Annotated in this window: 19 protein-coding genes; 6 read left to right on the top strand and 13 right to left on the bottom strand. The window is 63.9% G+C overall.

Going from position 1 to position 20,314, the window contains the following annotated elements; genetic code table 11:
- Nucleotides 1–12: 12 nt before the first annotated feature.
- From pcaD to pcaR, 10 genes are all read right to left on the bottom strand, one after another.
- Nucleotides 13–801 carry a 3-oxoadipate enol-lactonase gene (pcaD, locus tag KCG88_RS15135; protein ID WP_210712635.1) on the bottom strand — a complete coding sequence of 263 codons (789 nt, stop codon included), beginning with the start codon at nt 799–801 and terminating at the stop codon, nt 13–15.
- A gap of 11 nt (nt 802–812) precedes the next feature.
- Nucleotides 813–2,177, bottom strand: a complete 1,365-nt coding sequence (locus KCG88_RS15130; protein ID WP_210712634.1) for a 3-carboxy-cis,cis-muconate cycloisomerase — start codon at nt 2,175–2,177, stop codon at nt 813–815.
- A 48-nt stretch (nt 2,178–2,225) separates the two neighbouring features.
- The gene (locus KCG88_RS15125) at nt 2,226–3,536 is read right to left on the bottom strand and encodes an MFS family transporter (protein ID WP_263860738.1); all 1,311 of its coding nucleotides are present in this window, start codon (nt 3,534–3,536) and stop codon (nt 2,226–2,228) included.
- Nucleotides 3,537–3,782: 246 nt separating this feature from the next.
- Nucleotides 3,783–4,349, bottom strand: coding sequence for a protocatechuate 3,4-dioxygenase subunit alpha (pcaG, locus tag KCG88_RS15120; RefSeq protein ID WP_047284233.1), 567 nt, complete (start codon nt 4,347–4,349; stop codon nt 3,783–3,785).
- 1 nt (nt 4,350) lies between these two features.
- On the bottom strand, nt 4,351–5,055 hold the full coding sequence (gene pcaH / locus KCG88_RS15115; protein WP_210712633.1) for a protocatechuate 3,4-dioxygenase subunit beta: 705 nt from the start codon (nt 5,053–5,055) through the stop codon (nt 4,351–4,353).
- Between the two features lie 34 nt (nt 5,056–5,089).
- A complete protein-coding gene (gene pcaF / locus KCG88_RS15110) occupies nt 5,090–6,295 on the bottom strand; it encodes a 3-oxoadipyl-CoA thiolase (protein WP_210712731.1) in 1,206 nt (401 codons plus the stop codon).
- Entirely contained in the window at nt 6,292–7,071 is a 780-nt protein-coding gene (locus KCG88_RS15105; protein ID WP_011059660.1) for a CoA-transferase subunit beta, read from the bottom strand. The genes pcaF and KCG88_RS15105 overlap by 4 nt, the downstream gene beginning before the upstream one ends.
- The gene (locus KCG88_RS15100; RefSeq protein WP_047284229.1) at nt 7,071–7,928 is read right to left on the bottom strand and encodes a CoA transferase subunit A; all 858 of its coding nucleotides are present in this window, start codon (nt 7,926–7,928) and stop codon (nt 7,071–7,073) included. The genes KCG88_RS15105 and KCG88_RS15100 overlap by 1 nt, the downstream gene beginning before the upstream one ends.
- Nucleotides 7,929–8,235: 307 nt before the next feature.
- Nucleotides 8,236–9,582, bottom strand: a complete 1,347-nt coding sequence (locus KCG88_RS15095; RefSeq protein WP_210712632.1) for an MFS transporter — start codon at nt 9,580–9,582, stop codon at nt 8,236–8,238.
- Nucleotides 9,583–9,869: 287 nt separating this feature from the next.
- The gene (pcaR, locus tag KCG88_RS15090; RefSeq protein WP_047284227.1) at nt 9,870–10,712 is read right to left on the bottom strand and encodes a pca regulon transcriptional regulator PcaR; all 843 of its coding nucleotides are present in this window, start codon (nt 10,710–10,712) and stop codon (nt 9,870–9,872) included.
- Nucleotides 10,713–11,398: 686 nt separating this feature from the next.
- Here pcaR and KCG88_RS15085 point away from each other — a divergent pair.
- Both KCG88_RS15085 and KCG88_RS15080 read left to right on the top strand, forming a co-directional pair.
- Nucleotides 11,399–11,599, top strand: coding sequence for a hypothetical protein (locus KCG88_RS15085; RefSeq protein WP_011059656.1), 201 nt, complete (start codon nt 11,399–11,401; stop codon nt 11,597–11,599).
- Nucleotides 11,600–11,976: 377 nt separating this feature from the next.
- Nucleotides 11,977–13,452 (top strand): inorganic phosphate transporter, encoded by a 1,476-nt coding sequence (locus KCG88_RS15080; protein WP_047284226.1) that lies wholly within the window; start codon nt 11,977–11,979, stop codon nt 13,450–13,452.
- 134 nt (nt 13,453–13,586) lie between these two features.
- On the opposite strand, the gene ccoM is transcribed toward KCG88_RS15080, so the two are convergent.
- On the bottom strand, nt 13,587–13,703 hold the full coding sequence (ccoM, locus tag KCG88_RS31130) for a cytochrome c oxidase subunit CcoM (protein WP_015634423.1): 117 nt from the start codon (nt 13,701–13,703) through the stop codon (nt 13,587–13,589).
- 144 nt (nt 13,704–13,847) lie between these two features.
- A complete protein-coding gene (locus tag KCG88_RS15075; RefSeq protein ID WP_015634422.1) occupies nt 13,848–14,009 on the bottom strand; it encodes a hypothetical protein in 162 nt (53 codons plus the stop codon).
- 199 nt (nt 14,010–14,208) lie between these two features.
- On the opposite strand from KCG88_RS15075, the gene gcvA reads away from it, so the two are divergent.
- From gcvA to KCG88_RS15060, 3 genes are all read left to right on the top strand, one after another.
- A complete protein-coding gene (gene gcvA / locus KCG88_RS15070; protein ID WP_047335947.1) occupies nt 14,209–15,078 on the top strand; it encodes a transcriptional regulator GcvA in 870 nt (289 codons plus the stop codon).
- An 88-nt stretch (nt 15,079–15,166) separates the two neighbouring features.
- Nucleotides 15,167–15,637, top strand: coding sequence for a RidA family protein (locus KCG88_RS15065; protein WP_210712631.1), 471 nt, complete (start codon nt 15,167–15,169; stop codon nt 15,635–15,637).
- On the top strand, nt 15,637–16,839 hold the full coding sequence (locus KCG88_RS15060; RefSeq protein ID WP_210712730.1) for an aminotransferase class V-fold PLP-dependent enzyme: 1,203 nt from the start codon (nt 15,637–15,639) through the stop codon (nt 16,837–16,839). Before KCG88_RS15065 ends, KCG88_RS15060 begins: the two co-directional genes overlap by 1 nt.
- Here KCG88_RS15060 and KCG88_RS15055 read toward each other — a convergent pair.
- The gene (locus KCG88_RS15055; protein ID WP_047284224.1) at nt 16,836–17,177 is read right to left on the bottom strand and encodes a hypothetical protein; all 342 of its coding nucleotides are present in this window, start codon (nt 17,175–17,177) and stop codon (nt 16,836–16,838) included. The genes KCG88_RS15060 and KCG88_RS15055 overlap by 4 nt on opposite strands.
- 218 nt (nt 17,178–17,395) lie before the next feature.
- Between KCG88_RS15055 and rapA the strand changes: the two genes are divergently transcribed.
- Complete coding sequence (rapA, locus tag KCG88_RS15050) at nt 17,396–20,245, top strand: RNA polymerase-associated protein RapA (protein WP_210712629.1); 2,850 nt, start codon at nt 17,396–17,398, stop codon at nt 20,243–20,245.
- Nucleotides 20,246–20,314: the final 69 nt, after the last annotated feature.

Below are 20,314 nucleotides of genomic sequence, written 5' to 3'. Positions count from 1 at the left end.
TTGAATCGACACTCAGGCCAGTAGAAAATCCACGACCCGAGCGCTGAAAGCGTCCCCGGCCTGGACGTTGGACAAATGCGCGGCATAGAACTCGGCATACTCCGCGCCCGCCACATGCTGCTGGATGAAGTGCCCGCCGGACGGTGGTGTCACGGCATCTTCAGTGCCGGCAATCACCAGGGTCGGCACCTTGATCGCCCCAAGCTGTTCACGGAAATCCGCGTCCCGCACCGCCGCGCAATTGGCCGCATAGCCTTGCGGCGAAGTGGCCGCGAGCATGTCGGTGATCAGCTTGGCCTGGTCAGGCTGAGCTTCGGTGAAGTCGCTGGTGAACCAGCGGGCGATGGAGGCATCGCGCAGCGCCACCATGGCTGCCTGGCCGTCACGTAGCACGGTCTCGATCCGCGGGTTCCATACGGACGGGTCGCCGATCTTCGCCGCGGTGTTGCACACCACCAGCTTGTGCAGACGCTCGCCGGCATTGATCCCCAGCCACTGGCCGATCAGCCCGCCCATGGACAGGCCACAGAAATGCGCGCGCTGGATATCCAGCGCATCCAGCAGCGCCACCACGTCGCGGCCCAGTTGCTCGATGCTATAGGGACCTTCGGTGACCAGGGAACGGCCGTGGCCACGGGTGTCCATGCGCAGCACCTGGAAGTGCCGGGTGAAGGCCGCCATCTGCTTGTCCCACATGTGCAGATCGGTGCCCAGGGAGTTGGACAGCACCAGTACCGGCGCGCCCTCGGGCCCCTCGAGTTGATAGTGCAGTTCGCCCTCGGCGAGTTTCACGAATCCCACAGCAGTCTCCTTCAGGCCTTCAAGGCAAAATGTTCAGCCACGGCGCGCTCGACCCAGGCCTGCGCCTGGCCCAGGTAATGCGCCGGGTCCAATAGACGATCCAGGTCCGCCGCCGACAGCTCGGCGGTAACCTGGGGATCCTCCCCCAATACCCCACGCAGATGGCGCTTCTCGGCCACTGCGCGCTTGCAGCATTGTTCCAGCACATGGTGGGCGGTTTCCCGGCCCAGGCGCTGGGCCAGGGCAATGCTCACCGCTTCGGCCAGCACCAGGCCCTGGGTCAGGTCGAGGTTGTGCGCCATGCGCGCGCTGTCGACCTCCAGGCCTTCGGCCACCAGCAATGCTTGTTGCAACGCGCCAGACACCAGGCAGCAGATCTCCGGCAGGGTTTCCCATTCGGCGTGCCACAGGCCCAGGCTGCGCTCGTGCTCCTGGGGCATGGCGGCAAACATCGTCGCCAGCAGGCCAGGAACCCGGGTCGCGGCGCTGATCAGCACCGCCGCACCCACCGGGTTGCGCTTGTGAGGCATGGTGGACGACCCGCCCTTGCCCGGCGCCGAGGGCTCGAAGACCTCCGCCGCCTCGGTCTGCATCAGCAGGCTGATATCCCGCCCCAACTTGCCCAGGCTGCCGGCCAACAGGCCCAACACCGAAGCGAACTCCACCAGGCGGTCGCGCTGGGTGTGCCAGGGCTGCTCCGGCAGGGCCAATTGCAGCTCGTCGGCCAGGGCCTGGGCAATCGGCAAGGCCTGCTCGCCCAACGCCGCCAGGGTTCCGGAAGCGCCGCCGAACTGCAGCACCAGCAAACGCGGCTTGAGCTGCTGCAGGCGCTCGCGGCTGCGGGTCAATGCCCCCAGCCAGCCGCCGATCTTCATCCCCAGGGTCACCGGCGTGGCATGTTGCAGCCAGGTGCGGCCGGCCATCGAGGTCGTGGCGTAACGTCGGGCCTGGGCAACAAGGATGTCCCCCAGGCGCTCCAGGTCCTGCTCCAGCAGGTGCATGGCGCGGCGCAGTTGCAGCACCAGCCCGCTGTCCATCACGTCCTGGCTGGTGGCCCCCAGGTGCACAAAGCGCTCGGCCTCGCCATCGCTCCGGGCGATCTGACGGCCCAGGGCCTTGACCAGGGGAATGGCCGAGTTGCCGGCCGTGGCAATCGCCTCGCCCAGCATCTGGAAGTCATACAGCCCGGCATGGCAGGCGGCCTCGATGGGCGCTACTGCACTGGCCGGGATCACCCCGACGCGGGCCTGTGCCCGGGCCAGGGCGGCTTCGAAATCGAGCATGGCCTGGACCCGCCCCTGATCGCAGAACACCCCGCGCATTTCCCGGGCAGTAAAATAGGCATCGAACAACTGATTGCTCGCAGTCAGGGTCATAAACAGTCCTTGGCAAACCTGCGCCCGAGCCGGGCGCAGGTACACAGGTCAAAGGTCGTGGTGCAGGTAGGCGGCCTGTTTGGGCAGGCGCAGGCTGAACAGGAAGGCAATCGCCATCATCGCCGTGACGTACCAGTAAAAGGTGTTTTCCATGCCCATGTTCTTGAAGTTCAGGGCCACCCATTCCGCCGAGCCACCGAAGATCGCATTGGCCACCGCATAAGCCAAGCCCACCCCGAGTGCACGCACTTGCGGCGGGAACATCTCGGCCTTCACCAGGCCACTGATGGAGGTGTAGAAACTGACGATGGCCAGGGCCAGGGTGATCAGCACAAAAGCCAGGAACGGGCTGGTGACGGTCTTCAAGGTCAGCAGGATCGGCACCGTGAACAGCGTACCCAGGGCACCGAACCAGAGCATCGAGTTACGCCGGCCGATCTTGTCCGCCAGCATGCCGAACAGCGGCTGCATGCACATGTAGAGGAACAGCGCGCCGGTCATGATGTAACTGGCGGTCTTGGCGTGCATGCCCGCGGTGTTCACCAGGTACTTCTGCATGTAGGTGGTGAAGGTGTAGAAAATCAGCGAGCCGCCGGCGGTGTAGCCGAGCACCGTGATAAACGCCGCCGAGTGGTTCTTGAACAGCGCAGCGATGCTGCCGGCGTCCTTGTCCTCACGGATTTCCTTGCTGGTGGTTTCCTTCAGCGAACGGCGTAGCAGCAGCGAGATCACCGCGGCGATGGCACCGATCACGAAGGGAATGCGCCAGCCCCAGGCCTTGAGCTCGCCCTCATCGAGAAACTGCTGAAGGATCACCACCACCAGCACCGCCAGCAGTTGCCCGCCGATCAGGGTCACGTACTGGAAGGAGGCAAAGAAGCCGCGCTGGCCCTTGAGCGCCACCTCACTCATGTAGGTGGCGGTGGTGCCGTACTCGCCGCCCACCGACAGGCCCTGGAACAGGCGCGCCACCAGCAGCAGGAACGGCGCCCAGGCACCGATGCTGGCGTAGGTGGGCAAGAAGGCGATCACCAGGGAGCCGGCGCACATCATCAGCACCGAGATCATCATGGAGTTTTTGCGCCCGTGACGGTCGGCGACCCGGCCGAACAGCCAGCCGCCGATGGGCCGCATCAGAAAGCCGGCGGCGAACACCCCGGCGGTGTTGAGCAACTGCACCGTCGGATCGTCGGAGGGAAAGAAGGCCGGGGCGAAATAGATGGCGCAAAAGGCATAGACATAGAAGTCGAACCATTCCACCAGGTTGCCGGAGGAGGCACCGACAATGGCAAAGATCCTTTTGCTGCGTTCCTCTCCGGTGTAGTGACTTGTCGTTGTTGTCATGGTTTTTTCACTCATGGGGGACAGTGTGAGTCTAGACACACTTGGCAACATTCCCGTTCCCTGCGGATAGCGTCTTGCCCGCTCCCGGGCAGAGGTCAATCGACCCTGTCAACCTGTAGCGACTGTAGCCGCTGCCAAGCCACGGCGAGGCTGCGAAAAGGCCCGAAGGGCCTTGCTTGGCGGTCTCAAGCCGAACCTCTGCCGGTCTCAAGCCCGCCGCGCCTGCTACGCAACCCGCGGCAGTGGCCACACAAGGCCGGGTCAGTAATCGAAGAACACGGTTTCGGCGTCAGTACCCTGGAGGATCACGTTCCACTGGTAGTGACCGTCAGCATCGGCCTTGGCCAGCAAGGTGCCACGGCGCTCCTCGGGCACGCAGGCCAGCAGCGGATCGCTGGCGTTGGCCGGCTCCCCCTCGAAGTAGATGCGGGTCAGCAGGTGCTTGACCAAACCGCGGGCGAACACCAGTACCACCAGATGCGGGGCCTGGGTCGTGCCTTTCAGGCCCGGCACCGTGCCCGGCTTGATGGTGGTGAAGCGAAAGCGCCCTTCGGCGTCCACCGGCACCCGGCCAAACCCCTGGAAGTTCGGGTCCAGGGGTTTGTCCTGATCGTCTTCGGGGTGGCGGTACTTGCCGGCGGCGTTGGCTTGCCAGACTTCCAGCATGGCGTCGTTGACGACGTTGCCGTTGCCGTCCACCACCTGGCCGGTGATCGCCACCCGCTCGCCCAGGGTGCCTTCCTCGGTCAGGTCTTCGCGGTTCAGCCAGGTCAGGCCGATGTGGTAGTAGGGGCCGACGGTGTGGGATGTAGTCGCGGTCAGGGTCACGTTATTTCTCCATCGGCGTGGCGTCGCGGCCGCGCAGGACAATGTCCCAACGGTAACCGAGGGCGTAGGAAGGAACGGTTTTCTCCAGGTCGAAGCTGGCGATCAGGCGTTCCTTGGCGCGGGTGTCCGGCACGCAGTTGTAGATCGGGTCATAAGCCAGCAGCGGGTCGCCAGGGAAATACATCTGGGTCACCAGGCGGGTAAGAATGCTCGGCCCAAACAGCGAAAAATGAATATGCGCCGGGCGCCAGGCATTGTGGTGGTTGCCCCAGGGGTAGGCCCCGGGCTTGATGGTCTGGAACTGGTACCAGCCCTCGGCGTCGGTAACGGTGCGCCCGGTGCCGGTGAAGTTCGGGTCCAGGGGCGCATCGTGCAAGTCGCGGTCGTGGTTGTAGCGACCGGCCGCGTTGGCCTGCCAGATCTCCACCAGGATGCCCGGCACCGGCAGGCCGTTCTCGTCCAGAACCCGGCCGTGGATGATGATGCGCTCGCCCTGGGGCTGCCCTTCGTGCTGGGCCGTCAGGTCGTTGTCCCGCTCCTGGATCGACTCGGCGCCGATGCTCGGGCCGGTGATTTCCGACAGCGAGTGGGGAATGAACACCAGCGGCTTGGACGGCGAGCGGGTGTTGGTCGACTGGTAGGCCGGGTGCAGGTAATCAGGCTGAGTGCCCGCTTGCGGGCGCCGGTAACCGGGCTTGTCACTCATGGTGGTTCCTCGTTCTCTTATATAAGGCAGGCAATCAAACGCGCTCGATAGCCAGCGCCAGCCCTTGGCCGACGCCGACGCACATGGTCGCCAGGCCTTTTTTACCGCCGCTCTTTTCCAGCTGATGCAAAGCCGTCAGCACCAGCCGCGCGCCGCTCATACCCAGGGGGTGGCCCAGGGCAATCGCGCCGCCGTTGGGATTGACCTGAGGCGCATCGTCCGCCAGGCCCAGCTCGCGCAGCACCGCCAGGCCCTGGCTAGCGAAGGCTTCGTTGAGTTCGATCACGTCGAAGTCGCTGACCGCCACGCCCAGGCGCTCGATCAGCTTGCGCACTGCCGGCACCGGGCCGATGCCCATGACCCGCGGCGCAACCCCGGCGCTGGCCATGCCCAGCACCCGCGCACGCGGGGTCAGGCCGTGTTTCTCGACGGCTTCGGCCGAGGCCAGGATCAGCGCCGCGGCACCGTCGTTGACCCCGGAAGCATTGCCGGCGGTGACGGTCTTGTCCGGGCCGTTGACCGGCTTGAGCTTGGCCAAGGCTTCCAGGGTGGTGTCGGCGCGGGGATGCTCGTCCTGCTCCACCACTGTCTCGCCCTTCTTGTGGGCGATGCGCACCGCGACGATTTCCTCGGCGAAGAAACCGGCGGCCTGGGCCGCCGCGGCACGCTGCTGGCTGCGCAGGGCAAAGGCGTCCTGGTCAGCGCGGGACACTTTATAGTCATCCGCCACGTTGTCGGCGGTCTGCGGCATGGCGTCCACACCGTACTGGGCCTTCATCAGCGGGTTGATGAAACGCCAACCGATGGTGGTGTCTTCCAGCTTCATGTTGCGCGAAAAGGCGGTATCGGCCTTGCCCATGACAAAGGGCGCGCGGGACATGGACTCGACGCCACCGGCAATCGCCAGCTCCATCTCGCCGCTGGCAATGGCGCGGAACGCCGTGCCGATGGCGTCCATGCCCGAGGCGCAGAGACGGTTGAGGGTAACGCCCGGCACGCTGTCCGGCAGGCCGGCCAGCAGCAGCGCCATGCGCGCCACGTTGCGGTTGTCCTCGCCGGCCTGGTTGGCGCAGCCAAGGAACACCTCGTCCACGGCGCTCCAGTCCACGCTGGGGTTGCGCTCCATCAAGGCCTTGATCGGCAGCGCCGCCAGGTCGTCAGCGCGCACTGTCGAGAGGCCGCCACCAAAACGGCCGATGGGGGTGCGAATGGCATCGCAGATGAATACGTCGCGCATCAGGCTTCTCCAGGGGCTTGGCCATGGGCCGCGGCGGTGCGCGCTTCCAGGTCACGCAGGGCGGTCAGTTCAACCTCGGTGGGTGCTGCGGTCTCGGCCACCTGGTCGGCGAAGCGGATCGCCCAACCGGTGGCGGCCACCACCTGCTCGCGGGTCACGCCCGGGTGCAGCGAAGTGACGATGAATTCGTGGGTACCGGCTTCCGGCTCCATGATGCACAGGTCGGTGATGATGCCCACCGGCCCCGCCCCTGGCAGGCCCAGGCGCTTGCGCGAATCGCCGCCTTCGCCGTGGCCGACCGAAGTGACGAAGTCCAGCTTGTCGACGAAGGAGCGCGAGGATTGCTTGAGGATGATCAGCACGCTCTTGGCCGAACCGGCGATCTCCGGAGCACCGCCGGCGCCCGGCAGGCGCACCTTGGGCCGGTGGTAGTCGCCGACCACGGTGGTGTTGATATTGCCGAAACGGTCGACCTGGGCCGCGCCGAGGAAACCCACGTCGATGCGCCCGCCCTGCAGCCAGTAGCGGAAGATCTCGCCGGTAGGCACCACGGTGTCGGCGGTTTCCGCCAGCTCGCCGTCACCGATGGACAGTGGCAGGACGCTGGGCTTGGCGCCTATCGGGCCGGATTCGTAGATCAGCACCACGTCCGGTGATGAGGTCAGGCGTGCCAGGTTGGCGGCCTTGGACGGCAGGCCGATGCCCACGAAGCACACCGAGCCGTTCTGCAGGCGACGGGCCGCGGCCACGGTCATCATTTCATTGGTGGAATAGGTCATTACTGGGCCTCCGAAGCTGCGGCCAGCTTGGCCTGGAATTCGCTGAAATCGGCACTGCCGCGGATGTATTCGTTGATCCAGGCGGTGAAGGTTTCACGGTCGCGGGCGATCGGGTCCCACGCCTGGTAGAAGCGGTTGTCGCGCTCGGAATAGCCGTGGGCGTAGGACGGATGAGCGCCGCCCGGCACATGGCAGACCGCGCTCAGGGCCCAGGTCGGCAGTACGCAGGCGTTCATCGGCGCGTTCAGGTCGTCGACGATCTCCTCGACGGTGACGATGCAGCGCTTGGCGGCCAGGGCGGCCTCTTTCTGTACCCCTAGAATGCCCCACAGCAGCACGTTGCCCTTGCGGTCGGCCTTCTGCGCGTGGATTACCGTGACGTCCGGGCGCACCGAAGGCACCGCCGCCAGCACTTCACCGGTAAACGGGCAGGTCACGGTCTTGATCAGGGGGTTGACCTTGGGCAGGTCGGAACCGGCGTAGGCCCGCAGGACGGCAAAGGGCAGGCCAGAGGCACCGGCGACATAGGCGTTGGCCAGGTCGGCGTGGCTGTGCTCTTCGATTTCCAGGGGCTGTGGCCACTGTTTTTCCACGGCATCGCGCAGGCGATGCAGGGAGCCCACGCCCGGGTTGCCACCCCAGGAAAAAATCAGCTTGCGAGCGCAACCGGCACCGATCAACTGGTCGTAGATCAAGTCAGGGGTCATGCGCACCAGGGTCAGGTCTTTCTTGCCCTGGCGGATGATTTCATGACCTGCGGCCGTAGGAATCAGGTGGGTGAAGCCTTCGAGCGCGACGGTGTCGCCGTCGTTGACGAATTGCTTCACCGCGTCGTGCAGCGAAAGGATTTCAGCCATGGGTGGGGTCTCCCGATTGTTATTCAGCGACTGGAGAAAAAGGCGCTCTGGGCGCGCCGCAGTGACTGAAGATTAAGCCGGGGCCCAACCCCAAACAATCCGATAATCGACTCAGCGTTCGATTATCGAACAGATTGTTGCAGGGCTATCGATTGCGCTTCTTCCCCCCCGCAACAGCCCTGCCGGCCTTCTGGGGGCGCTGCTGCGGGGGAGGATAACGTTCGAAGAACCCTCTGCGCCCTTCAGGAGCAGCGGGCCCTTCGGGCCCGGTCGCAGCCTGCGGCAGCGGCTACAGGGTGGTACGCGGTCAGGTCGCGTCTGCGTGACTGACCATGCCCTTGATCACCACCGCGGTGGTGGCCAGGGCCGCTGGAATCACCAGGGCGGTCAGCACTTGTTCGAAGTTCCAGCCCAGGCCCAGCAGGGTCGCCCCCATCCACGCACCGAGAATGGCGCCGAAACGGCCGATGCCAAGCATCCAGGAGACCCCGGTGGCACGCCCCTGGGTCGGGTAGAAGCGCGCGGCCAACGACGGCATTGCCGATTGCGCACCGTTGACGCACATACCGGCGATCAGCACCAGGGTGGCCAACAAGGTGATGTTGCCCAGGCTCTGCCCGACGGCGTAGGCAAAGACCCCAGCCAGCAGGTAGAAGCAGCCGATCACCTTGTGCGGGTTGAAACGGTCCATGGCCCAGCCTACAACCACCGCGCTGAGGACGCCGCCAAACTGGAACAGGGCGCCGATAAAGGCCGCCTGTTCCATGCTCGCCCCGCTGTCGCGCATCAGGGTCGGCAGCCAGCTGGTGAGCAGATAGACAATCACCAGGCCCATGAAATAGGTCAGCCACAGCAACAGGGTGCCGACGCTATAGGTGCCGGAGAAGATCACCGCGAACACGTTGCGCGCCTTCACGGTCTTCTGTTCCGGCACGCTGAAGCTGCCAGCCTCGCCGACTATGGCCGGGGCAATGGGCGCCAGGGTCTTGCACACCTTGTCGGTACCGCGATTGCGCACCACCAGGTAACGCGCGGACTCCGGCAGCCAGAGCACCAGCACCAGGGCCAGGATCAGCGGCAGGACCCCGCCAATCAGCAGCAGGCTGTGCCAGCCGAAGGCCGGGATCAGCTTGGCGGAAATGAAACCGCCGCCGGCCATGCCCAGGTTGAAACCGCAGAACATGCTGGTCACCAGCAACGACTTGTGGCGTTCGGGGGTGTATTCCGACAGCAGCGTGGTGGCGTTGGGCATGCCCGCCCCCAGGCCCAGGCCGGTAAGGAAACGCAGGACCAGCAACTGGTCGACGTTGGTGCTGTAGGCCGAAGCCAGGCTGAAGGCGCCAAACAGCAACACGGCCCCCACCAGCACCACTTTGCGGCCGAAACGGTCGGCCAGGGGCCCGGAGCCCAGGGCGCCGAAGACCATGCCGATCAATGCAGCGCTCATGACCGGGCCGAGGCTGGCGCGGTCGATGCCCCAGTCCTGGGACAGCGCCGGGGCGATGAAGCCCATGGCCGCGGTGTCCAGGCCATCGAGGAAGACAATCAGGAAACACAGGATCACCACGCGCCACTGGTAACGGGACAGCGGCTGGGCATTGATGAAGGACTGCACATCAAGGCAGTTCCCTACAGCGGATTGGGGTTGGTTCATTGTTGTTATTTCCACGCTAAAACGCAGGCGAGCACAGGCCGCCAGGGCTGATCAGGTCACTAGAGGGGTGGCGGTATCAGGCGATGCGAGCGGGACGGCAGGAACGGTCGCGGCAACGACGCAGGGAAAGCGTGCTCATGAGTGTTGGCCTCTTCTTTATTATTGGGCGGGCCACCAGCGGCGGGCATACATGCCTGCTTGCCGCCGATGACGCTGCCGCGACATTAATGAGCCAGGGGAAACAGCGTCAATTCGCCAAAGGCGTATCTGTGCGTTTATCGAACAGCTTAAGCAAACAACTGCGCGCTCAGGTCGCGGCTGGCACTCAGCAAACCGGGAAGAAAACGCTGCTCCAGCTCGGCACGGCTGACCCGCCCGGCGTGGGTACTGACGTTCAGCGCCGCCAGCACCTGCCCGGAGGCGTCGTACACCGGTACCGCAATGGAGCGCAGGCCCTGCTCCAGTTCCTGATCAACAATGCACCAGCCCTGCTGGCGTACTTGCTGCAGGCACTCCAGCAAGGCTTCCGGGGTGTGCAGGGTGCGGCTGGTCTTGGCGTGCAGGTCCGCATGGTCGAGGTATTCGTGCAGCGACGAATCGTCCAGGGCCGCGAGGAGGATCCGCCCCATGGAGGTGCAGTAGGCTGGCAAGCGGCCACCAACAGACAGGTCCACCGAGATCAGCCGTTGGGTCGTGGCGGAACGGGCAATGTAGAGAATGTCGTCGCCTTCCAGGGTGGCCATGTTGCAGGCCTCGTGCAGTTGCTCGCTCATGCGGTCCAGGTAGGGCTGGGCGGAGACTGCCAGAGGCGTCGACGAAAGATAGGCGTGGCCCAGGGTCAGCACCTTGGGCAGCAACGAATAGGTACGCCCGTCGGTGGTGGCGTAACCCAGCTTGATCAGGGTGTGCAGGCAACGGCGCACCGCAGCCCGAGGGATTTCCGTGCGATGGCTGATCTGGGCGATGGTCAAGTGCCGTTTGCGCTCCTGGAACGCCTGCACCACCGCCAGGCCTCGGGCCAGAGAGGTCATGAAATCCGGGTCACCGGTCAACGCCTGAATCCTCTTCGCCGCAGACGCCACGATCGGCGGGGCCACCGAGGTAAAGGAATTACGCATCTGATCGTTCATTTCAGGCTCTCTGCGACGAAATTCTTCAGTATTACAAGCCGTATTGGCGAAGAAGCACAAGCTGGGGGCCGGCAACATTGGGCGATTATCGAACCATCGACCGATAATCGCAATCCGTCAAGACTGGCATCCGCAGCAGTGAGCCCGCGGGTTTATTGCAAAAAACCATAGTAATAATCGCCAGCGGAATACCCGATTATCCCAAGTCTTTTGCAACCGCCCACTTGTATCAAGATGCAGACTCCCCATATAGACTTGCGCCAGCGGAGTAAGAATCAGGCGGGTCTTGCGTAGAAAGTGATTAGAACTTTTGTGTCACAAAACACTCACAATAAAGTTGGTCATTTTAAACTTGCCGCCCATAGAGTTATTCTTCGCCGAAGCTATACTGCCGGAGTGAGGAATGTGGAGTCGGTTGCTCCATGCTCCTCTCTCGGGTGACTTGAGGCGGTAATCGGTCACCTGCCGCAAGCGCTTGACCCCTAACCAGATTCGGCCAGCCCGCTTGCAACCAACAACACTGTTGCTACGACAGTTGTTTTCATCCGGTGACGTGGCCGCATGCAATTAACGGCACGCTGGGAGACTCGAAGTGAAGGCCATGAAGGCCCTGACTTCAGCTCTGCGTAGATGCCCGCAAGCAATGCGTTGCACCGGATAGGACCTTCACTCAATTAGGTAACACTGTGACGAAAGATGAACTGCGCGCGGAACTTGAGCGCCAGGAGCAACGTTACAAGGAAGTTTACGGCGGCGAGATCACCCGTTATGCCGCCCAGCCGGAACCTGAACGCAAACCTTGGCGCAAACGCGCAAGTATTCTCGATCAGGCCTTCACCCAAGAACTGCAAAAGATGGAAAAAGAGCTCAAGGCCGAACAGCCATAATGCTGGCAGCCTGACTCATTCAGGGCTTGCTCTACTTGCCCGCCCAATCATCCCGGCGGCCAGGCAGACCATTGATGCTCGTTACCCCGGGCCCATGGCCATCTCGCCTATCCACAGCGAGAGAGGCTACCGGGCAGGCCCTTTGGTTGAAATTTCATACACGCGTTTTGACCCTCTGATTTCCGCGCGCAGGCCATCGGATTGGCGGCTCGTGCCCAATAAACTCAATGGCTTGCGGTGCTTGAGGGGTATGTGCGAAAACTCTGCTCCCGGTCAGTTTTTTCGTTGAAGAATGTTACCGGCGAGCACCTTGTGCATTGATTAGCGGGGTTTTCTGGCATAATCGCGCCCCCTTATGACCGGGTCAGAAAACCTTCATGATCGATTTATTCAGCGGACTGGATGCTTGGGTGCTTGTGAGCCTCTTGCTCGCCCTGGCTTTTGTCCTCGCCTACGAGTTCATCAACGGCTTTCATGACACCGCAAATGCGGTTGCCACTGTTATCTACACCAAGGCCATGCCGCCGCACCTGGCCGTGTTCTTCTCCGGTGTGTTCAATTTCCTCGGTGTGCTGCTGGGCGGGGTTGGCGTGGCCTATGCCATCGTCCACCTGCTGCCGGTCGAGCTGCTGATCAACGTCAACACCGGCCACGGCCTGGCCATGGTCTTCTCGTTGCTGGCTGCGGCCATCACCTGGAACCTGGGCACCTGGTACTTCGGCATTCCGGCCTCCAGTTCCCATACTCTGATCGGCTCCATCCTCGGTGTCGGCCTGGCCAATGCCCTGCTCAGCGACATTCCCCTGGGGGATGGCGTGAACTGGCAAAAGGCAGTCGACATCGGCGCTTCCCTGGTGTTCTCGCCGATGGCGGGCTTCATTATTGCAGCGCTGGTACTGATCGGCCTGAAATGGTGGCGGCCGATCTCGAAGATGCACAAGACTCCGGAACAGCGCCGCAAGGTCGATGACAAGAAGCACCCGCCGTTCTGGAACCGCCTGGTACTGGTGATCTCGGCCATGGCCGTGAGCTTCGTGCACGGCTCCAACGACGGCCAGAAAGGCATCGGCCTGATCATGCTGGTACTGATCGGTATCGTGCCTGCCCAGTTCGTGATGGACCTCAACAGCACCACCTACCAGATCGAGCGGACCCGCGACGCCACGCTGCACCTGAGCCAGTTCTACGAGCGCAATCACGAGTCCCTGGGCGAGTTCCTGGCCCTGGGCAAAAGCGTGAAAGACGACCTGCCGGGCAAGTTCCGCTGCAATCCGCAGCAAACCGAACCGACCATCGCCGCGCTCCTGAGCAGCCTCAAGGGCGTTTCCGACTACCATTCGCTGTCGCCGGAAAGCCGCATCGAAGTGCGTCGCTACCTGCTTTGCCTGGATGACACCGCGAAAAAGGTCGGCAAGCTGCCAGGCATTTCAGCCCGTGAAAAGGCCGACCTGGACAAGCTGCGCAAAGACCTGACCGCCACCACCGAATACGCGCCGTTCTGGGTCATCCTGGCCGTCGCCCTGGCTCTGGGCCTGGGCACCATGATCGGCTGGAAGCGCGTGGTACAGACCATTGGCGAGAAGATCGGCAAGCAGGGCATGACCTACGCCCAGGGCATGTCGGCACAGATCACCGCCGCCGGCCTGATCGGCCTGGCGAACATCTTCAGCCTGCCGGTTTCCACCACCCACGTACTTTCCTCCGGCGTGGCCGGGACCATGGTCGCCAACAAGAGCGGCCTGCAGAGCGGTACGGTGCGGACCATCCTCCTGGCCTGGGTCCTGACCCTGCCCGCGACCGTGGCCCTGTCCGCCGGGCTGTTCTGGGCAGCGTCCAAGATCCTGGGTACCTGATACCCCGGCCGGCAACAAAAAAGGTGCGCCCCTGGGGACGCACCTTTTTTTATGCCTTGAGCTTTCTTGCAGGCAAAAAAAAGGGCAACCGAAGTTGCCCAAAATGCCTTGCGTGCTCGTTGCCCTGGAAAGACTTAAGGCTTCTTGCGCTTATTCGCGTCTTTCCAGATAAAGAATCCAAACCCTGCGAAAAACAGAACCATGAGGCCGACAGTCAGCACTCCGGCGATCACCACATTGTCGAAAAACATGACTGGCCTCCTGCTCTTGCCCTGTTGCGATGGGGCTAAGTTAACCAAACAGGAGGCAGGGGAAATTGACCGGGGTCAATGTCGCCCATGACTGGGCGCGAGGAAGGGGGAATAAGTGACTTACATCAACAGAAAGCGCCCTGATCAGCGCTTTTTCGGTTTGTTTTTCGGTTTTTTCTTGGCCTTGCCCAAGGGCATGGCGTGTTCGAATGCCTGGCGTACTTCGTTCAGGCGCTTTTCATTGAGATCATGCACACGCTTGGCACGCTCGGCGTTCAGGTCGATCAGCTTGTCGTCTTGATTCATGGCTTGGCTTGCATCACTCGTGGTCAATATCGGCCGCACGCCTTGAAGCGGTGGGCGGCCCTGGCGAATGTGCCAATAATGCGACGTGGCGCCGCACCTGACCAGTGATCAGACCAAGGCGACTGCAATAAAGTCGCTGCCGGGAAGACTTTTTATCCGCACAATGGCCGCCCCTCCCCACAGGAAACCGCATGTGGAAATGCCCAAGCACCTGCCCCCGCTGCTGGCCCTGCGCGCCTTCGAGGCCGTGGCCCGGCACCTGAGTTTCAGCAAGGCGGCCCAGGAACTGTGCGTCAGCCAGAGCGCGGTCAGCCATCAAGTGCACAAACTCGAACAGCACCTGGGCCAGCCGCTGTTTGTACGACGCACCCGGGCCATCGACCTGACCACCGCCGGCGCCAGCTATTACCAACAGATCCAGCCGGCCCTGGAGCAGATCGCCGAGGCCACCCGGACGCTGTTGGCAGCAGAGCCATCGCAGGTTCTGCGCATCGGCCTGCTGGCCTCCTTCGCCACCTTGTGGCTGGCGCCGCGCCTGGCGGACTTCAGCCGCCGCCACCCTCAGATCCAGCTGGAGCTGCAACCGGCCATCAACCTGGCAGATGTGGCCGGTGCCGAGGTCGACCTGGCCATTCGCTATGGCAAGGGCCACTGGCCCAATGTCCAGGCCACGCGCTTTCTCGCCGAGCAACTGTCGCCGGTGTGCAGCCCCGAGTTCAAGGCCGGGGCCCTGGCCAACGGCACCTTGCTGATGGCCCGCTCCCACCGGCCCTTTGAATGGGACGACTGGAGCAGGCAGAACGCCGTCGATCTCAGCCCTCACCCCAGCGTCATGCTCCACGACTACAACATCGTGGTGGAAGCGGCGGTGGCCGGCCAGGGTATCGCCATGGGCCGCCGCCAGTTGATCCGGCGCCATCTTGCCCAGGGCAGCCTGGTGGATGCCTTCGACCTCCCGGCTCTGCACAACGATCAGATCGGCTACTGGCTGGTGACCGCCGAAGGTCCGGCGAATCCGGCGGTGCAGTGCTTCGCCCAATGGCTGCTGGAGCAAGGGCGCGACCCATGAAAAATTCAGATACGTCGGATTAGATCTATCCGTTTGTCGCCCCCAGGCTGAACACCGATGCTGCAGGCCTTCCATACGAGGACTTGCCATGCGCGACTCTCTGCAGCAACGAGTACAACAACTGGGTCTTGAACTGCCGATCCCCGGCCAGCCCATTGCCAACTACGTCAACCATACCCAGAGCCAGAACCTGCTGTTCATCTCCGGGCAAACACCGCAAGCAGAGCAGCATCCCCATCTGCTGGGCCGGCTCGGTGACAACCTCAGCATCGAGCAAGGTGCCCAGGCCGCGGAACTGGCGGCCCTGGCCCTGCTGGTGCAACTCTCGGCGGCCCTGGGTGACGACTTGTCGCGGCTGCAACGCATCAGCCGGCTGGGGGTGTTCATTGCCGCCAGCGCCGACTTCAAAGGCCATGGCCAGGTGGCCAATGGCGCCTCCAACCTGCTGGTCAATGCCTTGGGCGAGAAAGGCCGGCATGCCCGCACTTCGGTGGGTGTCGCCAGCCTGCCGGCCGGCGTCGCCGTGGAGGTCGACGGGATTTTCGAGCTCAAGCCGTGATACCCCTGGGCCCGGACCACATCGCCCGGCTGCGGGCGGCCACACCGGGTTGCACCCGGGTCTGTCACTTCAACCATGCCGGGGGGTCCCTGCCCAGCCAGGGCACCCTGGATGCCATGTCCGGGCAACTGCAGCGGGAGGCCCACAGCGGGCCGATGGAAGCGGCCGGCGCCGGCGCCCAGTTGCAGGAACAGGCACGACAGACCGCCGCCCGAGTGTTCAACACCTGCCCGCAAGCCATCGCCTTTACCAGCAGTGGTTCGGCGGCCTGGGGCATGGCCTTCAACGCCCTCCCCGCCTGGCAACCGGGCGACCGGATCCTGGTGGGTCGCCAGGAATGGGCCGGCAACCTGGCCTGCATGGCCCCGGCCGTGGCCGCCGGCGCACGGCTGGAAGTCATTCCCTGTGACAGCCACGGTGCGGTTTCAGTCCCGGCCCTGGAGTCCATGCTCGGCTCCCGGGTACGCCTCATCGCCTTGACCTGGCTACCGGCCAATGGCGGGCTGATCAACCCGGCCGCAGCCATCGGCCAATTGGCACGCCAATGGCGCATCCCCTACTTCATTGATGCCGGCCAGGCGCTGGGCCAGGTGCCCTGCGACGTGCAGGCGCTGAACTGCGATGTGCTCAAGGGCGCGGGGCGCAAGTACCTGCGCGGCCCGCGGGGCACGGCCCTGCTCTATATAAGGCCCGGCTTCCTCGAGCAGTTGAATCCGCTGCCGCGGGATGTGCTGTCGGCGCCCTGGGACGGCCAGGGCTTCACTCTGCGCAACGATGCCCGGCGCTTTGAAACCAGTGAGGTGTCGATGGTGCTGCTGGCCGGCCTGGCCAACGCCCTGCAGGAGTTCGAAAGCATCGGCGTGGCGGCCATTGCGCAAAGGATCAGTGCCTTGAGCGAGCCGCTGCGCAAGAAGCTGCAGCGCTTGCCCGGCCTGCAACTCCAGGACCTGGGCAGCCCGGGGCAGCAATCGGGCCTGATCGCCTTCACTCTCGAAGGTTGGGACGGGCTGGCGCTCAAGGAGGAACTGGCGCGGCGCGGCATCAATATCGGCGCCAATGGCGTCAACTACACCCCCCTGGACATGCAGGCCCGAGGCCTGGGCAACATTGCCCGGATCGCCTTGAGTTACTTCAATACACAAGAGGAAATCGAGCGCCTGGTGCAGGCTCTCGGGGAACTGGCGGGGAACAAGCGCTCCTAGACCTCGACATCCACCCACAGGCCCTGGCGCGGGGCATCTTCGATCAACGGCACCACCGGCACGGTGTTGTCGGCGTTCAGTTCATCGCCGGGCACTGCCAGATGCGCTTCGGGGTCGTCCTCGGCTTCACGCTCACGGCGCTGCTTCTGTTGCTGGCGCCGCTGTTCCTCGCGCAGCAGCAGGGCGGACTCCTCGGGGTCGCGCTTTTGCAGGTCGATGGTGCTTTCGTTGGAGCTTTCCTGCACCGGTACCACAGGCGGGATGTCCGGTCGCTGGCGGATCGGATCCTGCTGGGCGGTGATCGGCACGGCACTCAAGGGGAGCATCGGTGGCAGCATATTATTGGTCTCCTGTCGGCAGGCTGTCGGCTGCGGCATGGGCGACTTGAGCCATCGGTCGCAAAACTGTGACCCAGTCGTCAGCCGATAGTGCCCCGCTACCCGACGAATGCACGCCGTACGCTACCTTTTAATCCAGGGGATTGATCAGAGTTCTTTGGACTGGAAGCGTCGTTCCGTTAAGATAGTCGGCTTTTTCAAAGCGGGAGTCAGGCAGCATGGCGCAGCAGTATCAACCGGGGCAACGCTGGATTAGTGACAGCGAAGCCGAGCTGGGTTTAGGCACCGTTCTGGCACAGGACGGTCGCTTGCTGACCGTGCTCTATCCGGCCACTGGCGACACCCGCCAGTATGCGCTACGGAATGCGCCCCTCACTCGCGTGAGGTTCTCTCCAGGTGACAGCATCACCCACTTCGAAGGCTGGAAAATGACCGTACAGGAGGTCGATGACGTCGACGGCCTGCTGGTCTACCACGGCCTCAATGGGCAGAACGAAGCCGTCACCCTGCCGGAAACCCAACTCTCGAACTTCATCCAGTTCCGCCTGGCCAGCGACCGTCTGTTCGCCGGGCAGATCGACCCGCTGGCCTGGTTCTCCCTGCGCTACCACACCCTGGAACACACCAGCCGCCAGCTGCAGTCCTCGCTCTGGGGCCTGGGTGGCGTGCGCGCCCAACCCATCGCCCACCAGTTGCATATTGCCCGTGAAGTCGCCGACCGCATCGCGCCACGGGTCCTGCTGGCGGACGAAGTGGGCCTGGGCAAGACCATCGAGGCCGGCCTGGTGATCCATCGCCAACTGCTCTCGGGTCGCGCCAGCCGGGTGCTGATCCTGGTACCGGAAAACCTCCAGCACCAGTGGCTGGTAGAGATGCGCCGGCGCTTCAACCTGCAAGTGGCGCTGTTCGATGAAGAACGCTTTATCGAAAGCGATGCCAGCAACCCGTTCGAAGACACTCAGCTGGCCCTGGTGGCCCTGGAGTGGCTGGTGGACGACGAGAAGGCCCAGGACGCGCTGTTCGCCGCCGGCTGGGACCTGATGGTGGTGGACGAAGCCCACCACCTGGTGTGGCACGAAGACCAGATCAGCCCGGAATACGCCCTGGTGGAACAGCTGGCAGAGACCATTCCCGGCGTGCTGCTGTTGACCGCGACCCCGGAACAACTGGGCCAGGACAGCCACTTCGCCCGCCTGCGCCTGCTGGACCCGAACCGTTTCCACGACCTCGCGGCCTTCCGCGCCGAGAGCGAGAACTACCGCCCGGTGGCCGAAGCCGTGCAGGAACTGATGGATAAAGGCCGCCTGTCTCCCGAGGCGCACAAGACCATCCACGGTTTCCTCGGCAACGAAGGCGAAGCCCTGCTGGCCGCGGTCAACGACGGCGACAGCGAAGCCAGCGCACGCCTGGTGCGTGAACTGCTGGACCGCCACGGCACCGGCCGCGTGCTGTTTCGCAACACCCGTGCCGCGGTGCAGGGTTTCCCCGAGCGCAAGCTGCACGCCTACCCGCTGCCATGCCCGGACGAATACCTGGAACTGCCCCTGGGCGAACACGCCGAGCTGTACCCGGAAGTCAGCTTCCAGGCCCAACCCGACGTCAGCGATGACGAACAGCGCTGGTGGAAGTTCGACCCCCGGGTCGAGTGGCTGATCGACCAGCTGAAAATGCTCAAGCGCACCAAGGTGCTGGTGATCTGCGCCCACGCGGAAACCGCCATGGACCTGGAGGACGCCCTGCGCGTGCGCTCCGGCATCCCGGCCACGGTATTCCACGAGGGCATGAACATCCTCGAACGTGACCGTGCCGCCGCCTACTTCGCCGATGAAGAGTTCGGCGCCCAGGTGCTGATCTGCTCGGAAATCGGCAGTGAAGGCCGCAACTTCCAGTTCGCCCACCACCTGGTGCTGTTCGACCTGCCGTCGCACCCGGACCTGCTGGAGCAGCGTATCGGCCGTCTCGACCGAATCGGCCAGAAGCACGTGATCGAACTGCACGTGCCGTACCTGGAAACCAGCCCGCAAGAGCGCCTGTTCCAGTGGTACCACGAAGCCCTGAACGCCTTCCTCAACACCTGCCCGACCGGCAACGCCCTGCAGCATCAGTTCGGCCCGCGCCTGCTACCGCTGCTGGAGAACGCCGACGACGGCGAGTGGCAAGCGCTGATCGACGAAGCCCGTGGCGAGCGTGAACGCCTGGAAGCCGAGCTGCACACCGGTCGCGACCGCCTGCTGGAGTTGAACTCCGGTGGTGCCGGCGAAGGCGATGCCCTGGTGGAAGCGATCCTCGAACAGGACGATCAGTTCGCCCTGCCGATCTACATGGAAACCCTGTTCGACGCCTTCGGCATCGACAGCGAGGACCATTCGGAAAACGCCCTGATCCTCAAGCCCAGCGAGAAGATGCTCGACGCCAGCTTCCCCCTGGGCGATGACGAAGGCGTAACCATCACCTACGACCGCAACCAGGCGCTGTCTCGCGAGGACATGCAGTTCATCACCTGGGAACACCCCATGGTGCAGGGCGGCATGGACCTGGTGCTGTCCGGCTCCATGGGCAACACCGCCGTGGCGCTGATCAAGAACAAGGCGCTCAAACCCGGCACCGTGCTGCTGGAGCTGCTGTACGTCAGTGAAGTGGTCGCCCCGCGCTCGCTGCAACTGGGCCGCTACCTGCCGCCGGCTGCGCTGCGCTGCCTGCTGGACGCCAATGGCAACGACCTGTCGGCGCGGGTCGCCTTCGAGACCCTGAACGACCAGCTGGAAAGCGTGCCCAAGGCCAGCGCCAACAAGTTCATCCAGGCCCAGCGCGATCAGTTGGCGCCGAAGATCAACGCCGGCGAAGCCAAGGTTGCGCCGCGTCACGCCGAACGTGTGGCCGAGGCGCAACGTCGCCTGGCAGCCGACACCGACGAAGAGCTGGCGCGCCTGACCGCGTTGCAGGCGGTCAACCCGACGGTTCGTGACAGCGAGCTGGTGGCCCTGCGTCAACAGCGCGAACAGGGCCTGGCCATGCTGGAAAAAGCCGCCCTGCGCCTGGAAGCGATCCGGGTACTGGTGGCGGGCTGATAACCCGGTTGTCAGCACTGAACAAAAAGGCCCGCACTGTGCGGGCCTTTTTTTTGCCTGTCGCCTGCC

It is taken from the genome of Pseudomonas sp. MWU349, assembly GCF_017947325.1.
Classification (GTDB): Bacteria; Pseudomonadota; Gammaproteobacteria; order Pseudomonadales; family Pseudomonadaceae; genus Aquipseudomonas; species Aquipseudomonas protegens.
The sequence above is the reverse complement of the archived record's forward strand: the minus strand, read 5'-3'. Positions and strand labels throughout refer to the sequence as shown.